The following is a 15590-nucleotide window of genomic DNA, read 5'->3' on the forward strand; positions in this document are numbered from 1 at the left end:
AGGATTACGGTCGCGGTATGCGAATCGGGGAGCTGGCCGAACGGGCCGGGACGACGACGCGGACGCTGCGTTACTACGAGTCGCGGGGGCTGCTGCCCGCGCGGCGCGCGGTGAACGGCTACCGCACGTACGACGAGGGCGACCTCAGGCTCATCCAGCAGATCCGGACCCTCCAGGACTTCGGGTTCGACCTGGAGGAGACCCGGCCCTTCGTGGAGTGCCTGCGCGCCGGGCACCCCGCCGGGGACGCCTGCCCCGCCTCGCTCGCCGTCTACCGGCGCAAGCTCGGCGAGCTCGACCGGCTCATCGAGCAGCTGCGGGCCGTCCGCACGGAGGTGGGCGCCCAGCTGGCCCGCGCCGAGCTGGAGGCGTCCGCCGAACTGCCCGGCGGCCCCGAACCACGCTGCGAACTGGGAGGATGACAGATGATCCACGTCACGGGCGTCGACGAGCTCACCGACGAGACCTTCGACGCCGAGGTACGGGGGGAGGCCCGGCCCGTGCTGGTGGAGTTCACCGCCGACTGGTGCGGCCCCTGCCGCCAGCTCGCCCCGGTCCTGGGCGCCATCGCCGAGGAGGAGCGCGAACGGCTCCGCGTCGTCCAGATCGACGTCGACCGCAACCCGGGGACCAGCACCCGGTACGGCGTCCTGTCGATGCCGACCCTGATGGTGTTCCGGGACGGCGAACCGGTGAAGTCCATGGTCGGCGCCCGCCCGAAGCGGCGGCTGCTCCAGGAGCTGGAGGACGTGCTCTGACCGCCCGAGGGGGCGGGGCCACCGCGGCCCCGCCCCCTCACCGCGTCACGCCGGTTTGAACCACACCGTCGCCAGCGGCGGCAGCGTCAGCGACACGCTCGACGGCCTGCCGTGGGACGGCACGTCCTCCGGCTTCAGCGGCTCCTCGTTGACCACCCCGCCGCCCCCGTACCGGGCCGCGTCCGTGTTCAGGACCTCCGCCCACAGCCGGGGACCCTCCGGCACCCCGAGCCGGTAGTCGTGCCGCACCACCGGCGAGAAGTTGGAGACCGCCAGCAGCGGCGCGCCCTTCGCGTCGTGGCGCAGGAACGCGAACACGTTGTCCTCCGCCGCACCCCCGTCCACCCAGGCGAAGCCCTCCGGACGGGTGTCGCGCTGCCAGAGCGCGGGCGTCGCTCCGTACACCCTGTTGAGGTCGCCCACCAGCTCCCGCACCCCGCGGTGGTCGCCGGACGCCTCGTACGCCGGGTCCAGCAGCCACCAGTCCGGGCCGTGGCCCTCCGACCACTCCGCGCCCTGGGCGAACTCCTGCCCCATGAAAAGCAGTTGCTTGCCCGGGTGGGCCCACATGAAGCCCAGGTACGCGCGGTGGTTGGCGCGCTGCTGCCACCAGTCGCCCGGCATCTTGCTCACCAGCGCCTGCTTGCCGTGCACCACCTCGTCGTGCGAGATCGGCAGCACGTAGTTCTCGCTGTACGCGTACACCATCGAGAACGTCATCTCGTTGTGGTGGTACTTGCGGTGCACCGGCTCCTTGGAGACGTACACCAGCGAGTCGTGCATCCAGCCCATGTTCCACTTCAGCCCGAAGCCGAGCCCGCCGTGGTCGGTGGCCCGGGTCACGCCGTCCCAGGCGGTCGACTCCTCGGCGATGGTGACCACGCCCGGATTGCGCCGGTAGACCGTGGCGTTCATCTCCTGGAGGAAGGCGACCGCGTCCAGGTTCTCCCGCCCGCCGAACTCGTTGGGCGACCACTGGCCGTCCTCGCGCGAGTAGTCCAGGTAGAGCATCGAGGCGACCGCGTCCACCCGCAGCCCGTCGATGTGGAACTGCTCGCACCAGTACGTGGCGTTGGCGACCAGGAAGTTGCGGACCTCGGTCCGCCCGTAGTCGAACTCCAGCGTCCCCCAGTCCGGGTGCGCGGCCCGCTTCGGGTCCTCGTGCTCGTACAGCGGCCGCCCGTCGAACTCCGCGAGCGCCCAGTCGTCGCGCGGGAAGTGCGCCGGCACCCAGTCCATGATCACGCCGATCCCGGCCCGGTGCAGCGCGTCCACCAGGAAGCGGAAGTCGTCCGGCGAGCCCATCCGGGAGGTCGGGGCGTAGAACCCGGTCACCTGGTAGCCCCAGGAGCCGCCGAAGGGGTGCTCCGACACCGGCATCAGCTCGACGTGCGTGAAGCCCAGCTCCGCGACGTACGCGGGCAGTTGCTCGGCCAGCTGCCGGTACGAGAGACCGGGCCGCCAGGACGGCAGGTGCACCTCGTACACCGAGAACGGCGCCTCGTGCACCGGCACGTTCCCGCGGTTCGCCATCCACTCCTCGTCCTGCCACACGTGGTGCGCGGCCGTCACCACCGAGGCGGTGGCGGGCGGCACCTCGGTGTGCCGGGCCATCGGGTCCGAGCGCGTCGTGTGCGAACCGTCCGGGCGGCAGATGTCGAACTTGTACAGCGCGCCCTCCCCGGTCCCCGGCAGGAACAGCTCCCACACCCCGGACGAGCCCAGCGACCGCATCGGGAAGCCCGTGCCGTCCCAGTAGTTGAAGTCACCGCACACCCGCACGCCCCGGGCGTTCGGCGCCCACACCGTGAACCGCGTCCCGGCGACCCCCTGGTGCTCCATCGGCCGCGCCCCGAGCGCGGTCCACAGCTCCTCGTGCCGCCCCTCCCGGATCAGGTGCAGATCCAGCTCCCCTAGCGCGGGCAGGAAGCGGTACGGGTCGTGGACCTCGATCTCGTTGTCGTCGTACGTGACCAGCAGCCGGTACTCCGGGACCTCCGGCAGCGGCAGCACCCCGGAGAACAGCCCGTCCCCGTCGCTGTGCAGCGGCGCCCGCAGCCCCTTCGCGAGCACGGTGACCGCCCGGGCGAACGGGCGCAGCACCCGGATCTCCACCCCGTCGCCCACCTGGTGCGCGCCCAGCAGGCCGTGCGGGTCGTGGTGCTCGCCGGCCAGCAGCCGGCCCCGGTCGGCGTCGTGCAGCGGGGTGGCGGGGCGCAGCTCCTGGCTTCCGGCGCTGCGGGGCTTGGGCGGCGCGGCGGCCTTCTTCGCGCGCTTCGGCGGGGCGGCGGCGGACCCTGTCGCGGGGGTCTTCTTCGGGGCGCGTTTCTTCGCGGGCGGCCCGGCCTGCGGGGAGGACAGCGTGGCGGCGATCGGTTCCTCGGTGAGCGGGAGCTCGGCGGCGGGCGCGGCGGGGGTGGCGGACACGGCGGGCTCGGACTTGCGGGACGGCTTGCGGGCGGTCACAGGGACAGCCTCCTCGGAGGTGTTGGCGGGGTGGGACGGGCGGGGCGGTACGGGGGAGGGGGCATCCTCAGCCGGCGGAGTCCGCGGCCAGGCGGTGGATCGCGGCCATCGGGACCGGCAGCCAGTCGGGCCGGTGCCGGGCCTCGTACAGCACCTCGTACACCGCCTTGTCGGTCTCGTGGGCGCGCAGCAGCTCCGGCTCGGCGCGCGGGTCGGCGCCCGCCGCCTCGGCGTAGCCGTCGCAGTAGGCGTCCCGGCAGCGGGCGGCCCACTCGGGCTTCCAGGGCCGGTGCGAGCGGGCCGCGTAGTCGAAGGAGCGCAGCATCCCGGCCACGTCGCGCACCGGGGGCTGCGGGCTGCGGCGCTCCGGGAGCGGCCGGGCCGGCTCGCCCTCGAAGTCGATCAGCGACCAGAAGCCGTCGGCGCCCCGCAGGGTCTGGCCGAGGTGGAGGTCGCCGTGCACCCGCTGGGCGGCCCAGCTGCGCCCCTCGTGCCCGAGCGCGGCGACCGCGTCGAAGGCGGTGCGCAGCCCGGGGACGTACGGGACCAGCTCCGGGACCGCGTGGGCGGCGGCCTCCAGGCGCTCCACCATGGCGGCGGCCAGCTCGTCGGTCTGGGAGCGGCGGAGCAGCGGGGTGGGCAGGGCGGCGGCGAGCGCGGTGTGCACCTCGGCGGTGGCCCGGCCCAGCGCCTTCGCCTCGGCCAGGAAGTCGTGGCCGGTGGCGAGGGCGCGCAGGGCGAGCTGCCAGCCGTCCTGGGCGCCGCGCAGGAAGGGCTGGAGCACCCCGAGCGTCAGCCGCTCCGGCGTCGCCGCCTCGAACCAGGCGACGGGTGCCGGGACCCGCCCGCACCCCTCGCGGGAGAGGGCGAGCGGCAGTTCCAGGTCGGGGTTGGTGCCCGGGAAGACCCGGCGGAAGATCTTCAGGATGTACGCGTTGCCGTACACCAGCGAGGAGTTGGACTGCTCGGTGTCCAGCACCCGGGGCGGCAGGTCCTCCGGGATCGGGGCCGCGCCCCGGTCGAAGCGGACCGCGCCGAGCCGGCCGGGGGTGCGCAATCGTTCCAGCAGCAGCGAGGCGAGGCGTGCGTCGTGCAGCCCGTCGTAGACCGCGAGCCCCGCCAGCGGCCCGTCGGGCACCCGGCCGATGGCGGCGGGCGCGAGGTGCTGGGGCAGCGCGGAGCGGACCCCGAGGAGCAACTGGTAGCAGTCCACGGGGGGCTGGGCGGGCATGGTGGGCTGGTGGACCCGCACCAGCAGGTGCAGCAGCCCGGGGGTGGTGCCGTCGCCGCCGTCCACCGGCAGTATCTCGGTGGCCGAGACGAGCGAGAAGGCGGTGATGGGCCGTCCCTTGCCCGCGAACCACCGCTGCCGGGGCAGCCATTCGTGGAGCAGCGGTCCGAGAGACGGGATCAGGGCTGTGCTGTTCGCCAGGGTGACCTGAGCGGATGCAGCCTCCGACATGGCATCGCGTCCTTTCCCCGGGCACACCACAGGATGCGAAGAGTGTCCCGGATTGCGGCATTGGCTGTCCGGCTGTGCGGGACGTGTCGGGTCAGGATGATCCGTACGGACTCGACATGAGGGGATAGAAACGCCAGGAGGATCCAGGAAGCTTCCTGAACCACCCGGTATGGGTGCGAGTGCCCCGTGCGAGGCGGCGGAAACCGCCCCGCACGGTGCCGTACGCGTCAGCTCGGCGGCGCGTCCTTGCGCAGCCTGAACCAGTAGAAGCCGTGTCCCGCGAGAGTCAGCAGGTAGGGCCACTGACCGATGGCGGGGAAGCGCACCCCGCCGATCAGCTCCACCGGATGACGCCCGTTGAAGGACCTGAGGTCGAGCTCCGTCGGCTGTGCGAACCGGGAGAAGTTGTGGACGCACAGCACCAGGTCGTCCCCGTGCTCACGGGTGAAGGCGAGCACGGCCGGGTTCGACGACGGCAGTTCGTTGTAGGTGCCGAGGCCGAACGCGGGGTTCTGCTTGCGGATCTCGATCATCCGCCGGGTCCAGTGCAGCAGCGAGGACGGGGAGGCCATCGACGCCTCGACGTTGGTGACCTGGTAGCCGTAGACCGGGTCCATGATCGTGGGGAGGTAGAGCCGCCCCGGATCGCTGGAGGAGAACCCGGCGTTGCGGTCGGGCGTCCACTGCATCGGGGTGCGGACGGCGTCCCGGTCGCCCAGCCAGATGTTGTCGCCCATCCCGATCTCGTCCCCGTAGTAGAGGATCGGGGAGCCCGGCAGCGAGAGCAGCAGGGCGGTGAACAGCTCGATCTGGTTGCGGTCGTTGTCCAGCAGCGGCGCCAGCCGGCGGCGGATGCCGATGTTGGCCCGCATCCGCGGGTCCTTGGCGTACTCCGCGTACATGTAGTCGCGCTCTTCGTCCGTCACCATTTCGAGCGTCAGCTCGTCGTGGTTGCGCAGGAAGATGCCCCACTGGCAGTTGTCCGGGATCGCCGGGGTCTTCGCCAGGATCTCGGAGACCGGGTAGCGGCTCTCGCGCCGTACGGCCATGAAGATGCGCGGCATCACGGGGAAGTGGAACGCCATGTGGCACTCGTCCCCGCCGGAGCCGTAGTCCCCGAAGTAGTCCACCACGTCCTCGGGCCACTGGTTGGCCTCGGCGAGCAGGACGGTGTCCGGGTAGTTGGCGTCGATCTCCTTGCGGACCCGCTTGAGGAAGTTGTGGGTCTCGGGGAGGTTCTCGCAGTTGGTGCCCTCGCGCTGGTAGAGGTACGGCACCGCGTCGACCCGGAAGCCGTCGATGCCCAGGTCCAGCCAGAAGCGGAGGGCGGAGATGATCTCCTCCTGCACCGCCGGGTTCTCGTAGTTGAGGTCGGGCTGGTGCGAGAAGAACCGGTGCCAGTAGTACTGCTTGCGCACCGGGTCGAAGGTCCAGTTGGACGACTCGGTGTCCACGAAGATGATCCGGGCGTCCGGGAACTGCTTGTCGTCGTCGGCCCAGACGTAGTAGTCGCCGTAGGGCCCGTCGGGGTCGGTCCGGGACTGCTGGAACCACTCGTGCTGATCGCTCGTGTGGTTCATGACGAAGTCGATGATCACGCGCATGCCGCGCTGGTGCGCGGCGTCCACGAACTCCACGAAGTCGGCGAGGTCGCCGAACTCCGGCAGTACGGCGGTGTAGTCGGAGACGTCGTAACCGCCGTCGCGCAGCGGTGACTTGAAGAAGGGCGGCAGCCAGAGGCAGTCGACCCCCAGCCACTGGAGGTAGTCGAGCTTGGCGGTGAGCCCCTTCAGGTCTCCGATGCCGTCGCCGTTGGAGTCCTGGAAGGACCGGACGAGCACCTCGTAGAAGACGGCACGCTTGAACCAGTCGGGATCGCGGTCCTTGGCCGGGGTGTCCTCGAACGTGTCGTGGACGGGCTCATTGACGATCATGGTGTGGGTGACCCTCCGGTCGGCGGGGACGGTCGCAGGACGGCGACGTGCGCGGGCGTGACGCCCGGCTCTAGGCGCACGTAGAACGTCCTGCCCCAGTGATAGGAAGTGCCGGTGAGCTCGTCGCGCACCGGCACGCTCTCGTGCCGGTCGAGGCCGAGTTGCGGCATGTCCAACGAGACGGTCGCCTCCTGGGTGTGGTGCGGGTCGAGGTTGACGACCACCAGAAGGATGTTCGAACCGGAACGCTTGCTGTACGCGATCACCGCGTCGTTGTCGGACGCGTGGAAGTGCACGTCACGCAGCTGCTGCAGGGCCGGGTGGCGGCGCCTGATCCGGTTGAGCGAGGTGATGAGCGGGGCGAGCGAACGGCCCTCGCGCTCTGCGGCTTCCCAGTCCCTGGGCCGGATCTCGTACTTCTCCGAGTCGAGGTACTCCTCACTGCCGTGGTGGATCGGGGTGTTCTCGCACAGCTCGTACCCCGCGTACACCCCCCAGGAGGGGGAAAGGGTCGCCGCGAGCACCGCCCTGGCCTCGAACGCGGGCCTGCCGCCTTCCTGAAGGTATCCCGGAAGGATGTCGGGCGTGTTCACGAAGAAATTCGGCCGCATGAACGCGGCGGTCTCACCGGCCAGTTCGGTCACGTAATCCGTGAGTTCCTGACGGGTGTTCCGCCAGGTGAAATACGTGTACGACTGCTGGAACCCGATGGCGCCGAGGGTGCGCATCATCGCCGGCCGGGTGAATGCCTCGGCCAGGAAGATCACATCGGGATCGGTGCGGTTGATCTCCGCGATGACCTTCTCCCAGAAGATCACCGGTTTGGTGTGCGGATTGTCGACGCGGAAGATCCTCACCCCGCGGTCCATCCAGAACCGCAGGATGCGGACGCTCTCCGCGACGATGCCCGGAAGATCCTTGTCGAAGGCGATCGGATAGATGTCCTGGTATTTCTTCGGCGGATTCTCCGCGTACGCGATCGAGCCGTCGGCCCGGTGCTGGAACCACTCGGGGTGCTCCTCCACCCACGGATGGTCCGGCGAGCACTGGAGGGCGAAATCCAGGGCCACTTCGAGGCGCAGGTTGCGGGCCGTCTCCACGAAGTGGACGAAGTCGTCCAGCGTGCCCAGATCCGGGTGGACCGCGTCGTGCCCGCCCTCCGCCGAACCGATCGCCCAGGGCACGCCCACGTCGTGCGCGGAGGGGGTCAGCGAGTTGTTCGCGCCCTTGCGGTGCGTCGTGCCGATGGGGTGGATGGGCGGCAGGTAGACCACGTCGAAGCCCATCGCGGCGACCGCCGGAAGCCGCTCCGCCGCCGTCCGGAAGGTGCCGCTGACCAGCCGGGGCTGCTGCGGCTCGGCGGCCTTGGCGCCCCGGCCCTTGCGCGGCTTCGGGGTCTCGTACCTGGCCCCCTCGGAGCGCGGGAACATCTCGTACCAGGAGCCGTACAGCGCGCGCCGGCGCTCGACCACCAGCGGGTGCGGGCGGGACGCGGTGACCAGTTCGCGCAGCGGGTGGCGGTCCAGCGCCTCCCGGGCCTCGGGCGCCAGGGCCGCCGCGAGGCGCGCCTCGGCCGGCCGGGACGCGTCGCGCAGCGCGTCCACCGCCGCCAGTACCGCCTCCCGGCCGTCGCGCTTCGGGACGCCCTCGGCGGCGCGCTCGTACAACTCGGCGCCCTCGGCGAGGACCAGCGCGGTGTCGATGCCCGCCGGGACCTTGATCCCCGCCGCGTGGCGCCAGGTCGCGACCGGGTCGCTCCACGCCTCGACCGTGTACGTCCAGCGGCCCTCCGAGTCCGGGGTGACCTCGGCGCCCCAGCGGTCGGTGCCCGGCGCCAGCTCGCGCATCGGCGTCCAGGGGCCCGGACGGCCGCTCGGACTGCGCAGCACCACATTGGCGGCCACCGCGTCATGGCCCTCGCGGAAGACGGTCGCGGTGACCTGGAAGGTCTCACCGGCAACGGCCTTGGCGGGCCTTCTGCCGCAGTCGACGAGCGGATGGACGTCGAGAACGGGAATGCGACCGATCATGGAATCACCTGGGGGCTGGAGCTGGGACTCGGCAAAGTGGGCAGCGTGCGCCGAAGGCTGAACGCGCGCGCCGCGAAGGTGGGGATGCGTCCTTTCTAGCCGCTCCGTGGATGACTGGTGGGGTGTGGGCATGGCCGCTCCTGTGCGCGTTCACTCGAATGGCAGTCCAAACAGGTCGTATACGAACCGGGGGACCGATCACCGTTGGCCGGGGAATGAAAGACATGCGTGCCGGAGAAGCCTTTCCCCGCAACGTGGTGGGCCAATCCGGTGATATGTCATCTGCTCGGTCGTACGGGGGACGTGGGAATGGGCGCCACCCGGCAGCTTTCCTTGTGCCGCGAAGGCCCACAAGACCGAATGAGGAGAAGGAATCGGCCATAACGCCTGTGACGTACGGGCCCGGTGAAGCCTTCCGGGACGGCAGAGGCATACGGGAAAACCATGCGCCGTGTCCGGCGCGCCGGGGACCCGGCTACCGTCGAGGGTGACGGAGCGGCGCACATGGAGGTGCGTCCCGCTCGGATTCGTACGTCCCCTGTAAAGGTGGAATACGTGAAGGCCATTCGTCGATTCACCGTGCGTCCCGTCCTTCCGGACTCCCTCCAACCCCTCAGCGACCTGGCGCGGAACCTGCGCTGGTCCTGGCACACCGAGACCCGCGAGCTCTTCCGGGCCGTCGACCCGGCGGCCGGCTCCGACGCGGAGTGCGACCCCGTACGCCTGCTCGGCTCCGTGTCCGCGGGGCGGCTCGCCGAGCTGGCCCGGGACGAAGCGTTCCTGCGCCGGCTCGCCGAGGCGTCCGCCGACCTCCGCGCGTATCTCCAGGGCCCCCGCTGGTACCAGGAGCAGCGCGAGCAGGACGACGCGCTGCCCGCCGCCATCGCCTACTTCTCACCCGAATTCGGGGTGACCGCCGCCCTGCCCCAGTACTCCGGCGGGCTCGGCATCCTCGCCGGGGACCACCTCAAGGCCGCCAGCGACCTGGGCGTGCCCCTCATCGGCGTCGGGCTGCTCTACCGCCACGGCTACTTCCGGCAGAGCCTGTCCCGGGACGGCTGGCAGCAGGAGCACTACCCCGTCCTCGACCCGAACGAGCTGCCCCTCACCCTGATCCGCGAGGCCGACGGCACCCCGAGCCAGGTCGTCCTGGACCTGCCCGGCGGCCGGTCCCTGCACGCCCAGATCTGGCAGGCCCACGTCGGCCGGGTCCCCCTGCTGATGCTCGACTCCGACGTCGAGGAGAACGCCCCCGGCGAGCGCGAGGTCACCGACCGGCTGTACGGCGGCGGCAGCGAGCACCGGCTGCTCCAGGAGATGCTGCTGGGCATCGGCGGCGTCCGCGCCGTGCGCGCGTACTGCCGGCTCACCGGCCACGCCGCCCCCGAGGTCTTCCACACCAACGAGGGCCACGCCGGCTTCCTCGGCCTGGAGCGCATCCGCGAACTCGCCACGACCGGGCTGGACTTCGACTCCTCGGTGGAGTCCGTCCGGGCCGGCACCGTCTTCACCACCCACACCCCGGTCCCGGCCGGAATCGACCGTTTCGACCGCGAACTCGTCGCCCGTCACTTCGGCGAGGACGGCGAACTGCCCGGCGTCCCCGCCGACCGCGTCCTGGAACTCGGCACCGAGACCTACCCCGGCGGCGACCCGGGCGTCTTCAACATGGCGGTCATGGGGCTGCGGCTCGCCCAGCGCGCCAACGGCGTCTCCACGCTGCACGGCGCGGTCAGCCGGGAGATGTTCGCCGGGCTCTGGCCGGGCTTCGACGCGCCGGAGGTCCCGATCACCTCCGTCACCAACGGCGTCCACGCGCCGACCTGGGTCGCCCCCGAGGTCTACCGGCTGCGCGCCGAGTCGGGCGGCACCCCGGGCCGCTGGGACTCCGTCGCGGACATCCCGGCCCGACGGCTCTGGGACCTGCGCCGCACCCTGCGCGAACAGCTGGTCGCCGAGGTCCGGCAGCGGCTGCACGCCTCCTGGCGCCACCGGGGCGCCCAGCCCGCCGAGCTCGGCTGGATCGACGGTGTGCTCGACCCGGACGTCCTCACCATCGGCTTCGCCCGCCGCGTCCCCTCGTACAAGCGGCTGACGCTGATGCTGCGCGACCGGGACCGGCTGCGGGCGCTGCTGCTCGATCCGGAGCGGCCGGTCCAGATCGTCGTCGCGGGCAAGGCGCACCCGGCCGACGACGGCGGGAAGCGGCTGGTCCAGGAGCTGGTCAGGTTCGCCGACGACGCCCGGGTCCGGCACCGGATCGTCTTCCTGCCCGACTACGGGATGGCGATGGCCCAGAAGCTCTACCCGGGCTGCGACGTCTGGCTGAACAACCCGCTGCGCCCGCTGGAGGCGTGCGGCACGAGCGGGATGAAGGCCGCGCTCAACGGCTGTCTCAACCTGTCCGTGCTGGACGGCTGGTGGGACGAGTGGTTCGAGCCGGACTTCGGCTGGGCGATCCCGACGGCCGAGGGCGGTGCGCTGGACGAGGACCAGCGCGACGACCTGGAGGCGAATGCCCTGTACGAGCTGATCGAGGACCGGGTCGCCCCGCACTTCTACGAGCGCGGGGACGAGGGGCTGCCCGGCCGCTGGATCGAGATGGTCCGCCGCACGATGGGCACCCTGGGGCCCAAGGTGCTCGCCGACCGGATGGTCGCGGAGTACGTGGAGCGGCTGTACGCCCCCGCCGCGCTGGCCCAGCGCTCGCTGGACGTGCCCCGGGCGCGGGAGCTGGCGGGCTGGAAGGCGAAGGTCCGGGCCGCCTGGCCGAGGGTGGCCGTCGACCACGTGGAGGCGGTGACCCCGACCGCCTCCGGTACGACGGCGGAGCTGGGCTCCACGCTGGCGCTGCGGGTCCGGGTCTCGCTGGGCGCGCTGGCGCCGGACGACGTGGAGGTGCAGGCGGTGGCCGGGCGGGTCGACTCGGCCGACGCGATCACCGAGGCCCAGGTCTTCCCGCTGAAGCCGGCGGGCGGCCAGGACCTGGAGGGCCACTGGCTGTACGAGGGCCCGCTCGCCCTGGACCGCACGGGACCGTACGGCTACACCGTGCGCGTGCTGCCCGCCCACCGGCTGCTGGCCAGCGGTGCCGAACTCGGCCTGGTCGCGCAGCCGACCGGGGCCACGGGTGACGGCGGGGGAGTGCTGCTGCGCTGAGGCGTGCGGCCCCCGGGGCCCGGCACGGGAAAGACCTTCCCCGTGCCGGGCCCTTCGCTTTCTGAAGACAGAACCTTGACGTGTCCATGAAATGCCTTTAGGTTCCTCACCCATCGCAGTGTTCACAACCCGGCCCATCGTTCACACACATGAACATCGAACCGGAAGGCACCCCCACATGCGCACCGGAACCATCGCGCGCGGCCTCGGCCTCGCCGCCGCCCTCGCGGCCCTCACCTCCGGCCTCTTCACGGCCCCCGCCTCCGCCGGCCCGGCCGCCGCCCCGGCCCCGGCCCGGGCCGCCGCCCCCGCGGCCTTCACCCATCCCGGCGTACTCGTCAGCCGCCCCCAGCTCGACTTCGTACGCTCCAAGGTCCAGGCGGGCGCCCAGCCCTGGAAGAGCGCCTACGACCAGATGATGGGCAGCAAGTACGCCTCGCTCAGCCGGACCGCCAAGCCCCGCGCGGTCGTCGAGTGCGGCTCGTACTCCAACCCCAACTACGGCTGCACCGACGAGCGCGAGGACGCCATCGCCGCGTACACGCTCTCGCTGGCCTGGTACATCACCCAGGACAGCCGGTACGCGCAGAAGGCGATCGAGATCATGGACGCCTGGTCGGCCGTGATCAGGGACCACACCAACAGCAACGCCCCGCTCCAGACCGGCTGGGCGGGCTCCTCCTGGCCGCGGGCCGCCGAGATCATCAAGTACACGTACAACTCCTGGCCGAACTCCGGCCGCTTCGCCACCATGCTGCGCGACGTCTATCTGCCGAAGGTCATCAACGGCTCGAACAGCAACGGCAACTGGGAGCTGTCCATGACCGAGGCCGCGATCGGCATCGCGGTCTTCCTGGAGGACCGGACCGCCTACGACAAGGCGGTCGCCAAGTTCCGGGGCAGGGTCCCCGCGTACATCTATGTGAGCGCGGACGGCGCGCTGCCGAAGACCGCGCCCGGCAGCGGGCTCGACACCCGCGACAAGATCATCAACTACTGGCAGGGGCAGTCCACGTTCATGGACGGGCTCTCCCAGGAGACCTGCCGCGACCTCACCCACACCGGATACGGCCTCTCGGCCATCTCGCACATCGCCGAGACCAGCCGCATCCAGGGGCAGGACCTCTACCCGGAGATCGCCGAGCGGCTGCGCCACGCGCTGGGGCTGCACGCCAAGTACCAGGTGGGCAACCCCGTCCCGGGCAATCTCTGCGGCGGCAGCCTGAAGGACAGTCTCGGGCCGGTCACCGAGGTCGGGTTCAACGCGCTGCACAACCGGATGGGCATCGCGATGACCAACACCCAGACCCTCACCGAACGGCAGCGGCCCGCCGGGTCCAACAACCTGTTCGTCGCCTGGGAGACGCTGACCCACGCGAACAACCCGAACTGAGCACACGCGCGGCCGCCCGGGAGAAGGGGTCTTCTCCCGGGCGGCCGTGTCGTGTCAGCGACGGGTCATGCGGCGACCCACGCTGTGGGGGGTGGCGCCGAGGGGTTTCAGAAGGTCAGCTTGAAGCTGTTGATCTTCCCGGTGTCCCCGCTGTAGACGTCCTGGACCTTGAGCTTCCAGGTGCCGTTGGCGGTCTCGGACGAGGCGTTGACGGTGTACGTCGTCTTGACGTTGTCCGCCGAGTCGCTGATGCTCGAGTTCTTCAGCCGGTAGGTGCTGCCGTCCGGGGCGACGAGGTCGATGACCAGGTCACCGCGGTAGGTGTGGGTGATGTCCACGCCGACCTTCAGGGCGCTGGGCGCCTTGCCGGTGCGGCCGGTGACGGTGACCGAGCTGGTGATGGCCGAGCCGGCGTCCGGGATGGACACGGCGGTCTTGTTCTCGAAGACCGTGCCGTCGCCCGGGTCCGTCGGGTCGGTGCCGCCGGAGCGCGCACCGACGTTGATCCCGGCCCAGGCGTCCTGGACGGCCTTGTACTCGGCGCTGGTCGTGCCGTACAGCTCACCGGCCACCGCGAGCGTCCCGGTGCGGGCCCCCGCGTAGTTGGTGGTGGAGGTGAACTTGGTGGAGAGCGCCTTGAACCAGATCTGCTCGGCCTTCGCGCGGCCGATGCCGGTCACCGGCAGGCCGTCCGAGGTCGGCGAGTTGTAGCTGACGCCGTTGATGGTCTTCGCGCCGCTGCCCTCGGACAGCAGGTAGAAGAAGTGGTTGGCCGGACCCGACGAGTAGTGCACGTCGACGTTGCCGATGCCCGAGTACCAGCTGTCGGGCGAGATGCCGTCGCGGCTCGGCTTGTCCTGGTAGCGCAGCGGCGTGCCGTCGCCGTTGATGTCGATCTTCTCACCGATGAGGTAGTCGCCGACGTCGGTGGAGTTGTTGGCGTAGAACTCGACGGCGGAGCCGAAGATGTCGCTGGTCGCCTCGTTGAGGCCGCCGGACTCGCCGCTGTAGTTCAGACCGGCCGTGTTCGAGGTGACGCCGTGGCTCATCTCGTGGGCCGCCACGTCCAGCGCGGTCAGCGGGTGGGCGTTGCCGCTGCCGTCGCCGTACGTCATGCAGAAGCAGCTGTCGTCCCAGAAGGCGTTGACGTAGTTGTTGCCGTAGTGGACGCGGGAGTACGCGCCGACGCCGTCGCCCTTGATGCCGTTGCGGCCGTGGACGTTCTTGTAGTAGTCCCAGGTCTCGGCCGCACCGTAGTGGGCGTCCGCCGCCGCGGTCTCCGGGCTGGTGCCGTTGCCGTCTCCCCAGACGTCGTCGGCGCCGGAGAAGAGGGTGCCCTTGCCGGACGTGCCGTGGTTCAGGTTGTACGTCTTGTGGCTGCCGCGCGCCGTGTCGGTCAGGTTGTACGAGCCGGAGGACCCGGAGGTCCCCAGGGTGACCTGGCCGCTGTACTCGGTGTTGCCGACGCCGTTCTCGATGGCCTGCCACTCGTAGAGCTTGGCCCCGGTGGAAGCGTCGGTGATGACGTGCAGCGCGTTCGGGGTGCCGTCCTCCTGGAGGCCGCCGACCACGGTCTCGTACGCGAGCTGCGGGGTGCCCGAGGCCATCCAGACGACCTTGCGGGGCGCCTTGTCCGCCTCGGCCTTGGCCGAGCCGGCCGCCTTCGCCGCGCCGAGCGCCTGCTTGGAGGCCGCCGCCGGGGTGATGTCCGCGACGGTGTCGACGGCCTTCAGCTGGGCGGTGGTGGCGCGGGACGCCTTGACGACGCTCTCGGTCGCGCCGGCCTTCGACTCCTGGACGACCAGGTCGCCGCCGAGAACCGGGAGGCCGTCGAAGGTGCGCTCGTAACGGGTGTGCGTGGTGCCGTCGTTGTCCTGGACGACGTCCTTGACGACGAGCTTCTCCTGGGACCCCAGGCCGAGCTCCTTCGCGGTGGCCGCCGTGCTCGCGGTGGCCTCGCGGATCAGCTCGGCGCGCTGCGAGGGCGAGAGCTGCTTGGTGAGGGCGCCGGGGTTCGCCTTGGACGCCGAGGCGGTCCGGGCGGTGCCGTTGTCCGGGGCGGCGGAGGCCGGTCCGGACTGGACGCCGACGGCGAGAAGGGCTGCTGCGGCTATAAGAGCGCCGGTCGCGGTGGCACGACGGCTGTGCGTGGATCTCACGCGGACTCCTTCTGCGAGGGGGGTACCGGCGGCTGGGTGAGCCGTCCGGGCAGAGCAAGCAGAGCGCGGAACGGGGTGAAGAGTGTCAGGAGTCGGCCATCCCTGTCAGGACCGCGTCAACAACTTGGCCGGAATTCGTTCGTTGCCGGAAGATGCGTGTTCGTTAAGCGGACGTTTCGTGAATGGCCACGCGGGGGTGCGGAGGGGTGCCCGGAGGGCTCGTGCCGCC

General features: G+C 71.0%; 9 protein-coding genes. 4 read left to right on the forward strand and 5 right to left on the reverse strand.

Annotated features, from left to right (window positions below; genetic code table 11):
* The first annotated feature begins 17 nt into the window (after positions 1–17).
* Together AMK18_RS14285 and trxA are read left to right on the forward strand one after the other, a co-directional pair.
* Complete coding sequence (locus AMK18_RS14285; protein ID WP_018102570.1) at positions 18–422, forward strand: MerR family transcriptional regulator; 405 nt, start codon at positions 18–20, stop codon at positions 420–422.
* Between the two features lie 3 nt (positions 423–425).
* Positions 426–758: a thioredoxin gene (trxA, locus tag AMK18_RS14290; RefSeq protein ID WP_073863054.1), complete on the forward strand. Its 333-nt coding sequence runs from the start codon at positions 426–428 to the stop codon at positions 756–758.
* Between the two features lie 45 nt (positions 759–803).
* Here trxA and glgB read toward each other — a convergent pair whose 3' ends face one another.
* The 4 genes from glgB to AMK18_RS14310 all read right to left on the reverse strand — a co-directional run bounded on the left by glgB (position 804) and on the right by AMK18_RS14310 (position 8650).
* Positions 804–3224, reverse strand: coding sequence for a 1,4-alpha-glucan branching enzyme (glgB, locus tag AMK18_RS14295; RefSeq protein ID WP_073863055.1), 2421 nt, complete (start codon positions 3222–3224; stop codon positions 804–806).
* 67 nt (positions 3225–3291) lie between these two features.
* Positions 3292–4686: a maltokinase N-terminal cap-like domain-containing protein gene (locus AMK18_RS14300; RefSeq protein ID WP_073863056.1), complete on the reverse strand. Its 1395-nt coding sequence runs from the start codon at positions 4684–4686 to the stop codon at positions 3292–3294.
* A 227-nt stretch (positions 4687–4913) separates the two neighbouring features.
* Positions 4914–6620: a maltose alpha-D-glucosyltransferase gene (gene treS / locus AMK18_RS14305; protein ID WP_018102566.1), complete on the reverse strand. Its 1707-nt coding sequence runs from the start codon at positions 6618–6620 to the stop codon at positions 4914–4916.
* The gene (locus AMK18_RS14310) at positions 6617–8650 is read right to left on the reverse strand and encodes an alpha-1,4-glucan--maltose-1-phosphate maltosyltransferase (protein ID WP_073863057.1); all 2034 of its coding nucleotides are present in this window, start codon (positions 8648–8650) and stop codon (positions 6617–6619) included. Before AMK18_RS14310 ends, treS begins: the two co-directional genes overlap by 4 nt.
* A 555-nt stretch (positions 8651–9205) precedes the next feature.
* On the opposite strand from AMK18_RS14310, the gene glgP reads away from it, so the two are divergent.
* Together glgP and AMK18_RS14320 are read left to right on the forward strand one after the other, a co-directional pair.
* Positions 9206–11809 (forward strand): alpha-glucan family phosphorylase, encoded by a 2604-nt coding sequence (gene glgP / locus AMK18_RS14315; RefSeq protein ID WP_198956994.1) that lies wholly within the window; start codon positions 9206–9208, stop codon positions 11807–11809.
* A 178-nt stretch (positions 11810–11987) separates the two neighbouring features.
* Positions 11988–13202 carry an alginate lyase family protein gene (locus tag AMK18_RS14320; protein ID WP_073863059.1) on the forward strand — a complete coding sequence of 405 codons (1215 nt, stop codon included), beginning with the start codon at positions 11988–11990 and terminating at the stop codon, positions 13200–13202.
* A 107-nt stretch (positions 13203–13309) separates the two neighbouring features.
* On the opposite strand, the gene AMK18_RS14325 is transcribed toward AMK18_RS14320, so the two are convergent.
* Positions 13310–15361 (reverse strand): M4 family metallopeptidase, encoded by a 2052-nt coding sequence (locus AMK18_RS14325; protein WP_073863060.1) that lies wholly within the window; start codon positions 15359–15361, stop codon positions 13310–13312.
* Positions 15362–15590 lie beyond the last annotated feature (229 nt).

Origin of the sequence: Streptomyces sp. CB01249 (genome assembly GCF_001905735.1) — a bacterium.
Lineage (GTDB): Bacteria > Actinomycetota > Actinomycetes > Streptomycetales > Streptomycetaceae > Streptomyces.

What these genes read in the sequence shown, in the direction of transcription:
- AMK18_RS14320 (WP_073863059.1), top strand. Translation starts at nt 11,988, where the DNA reads ATGCGCACCGGAACCATCGCGCGCGGCCTCGGCCTCGCCGCCGCCCTC.
- trxA (WP_073863054.1), top strand. Translation starts at nt 426, where the DNA reads ATGATCCACGTCACGGGCGTCGACGAGCTCACCGACGAGACCTTCGAC.
- AMK18_RS14285 (WP_018102570.1), top strand. Translation starts at nt 18, where the DNA reads ATGCGAATCGGGGAGCTGGCCGAACGGGCCGGGACGACGACGCGGACG.
- AMK18_RS14300 (WP_073863056.1), bottom strand. Translation starts at nt 4,686, where the DNA reads ATGTCGGAGGCTGCATCCGCTCAGGTCACCCTGGCGAACAGCACAGCC.
- treS (WP_018102566.1), bottom strand. Translation starts at nt 6,620, where the DNA reads ATGATCGTCAATGAGCCCGTCCACGACACGTTCGAGGACACCCCGGCC.
- AMK18_RS14310 (WP_073863057.1), bottom strand. Translation starts at nt 8,650, where the DNA reads ATGATCGGTCGCATTCCCGTTCTCGACGTCCATCCGCTCGTCGACTGC.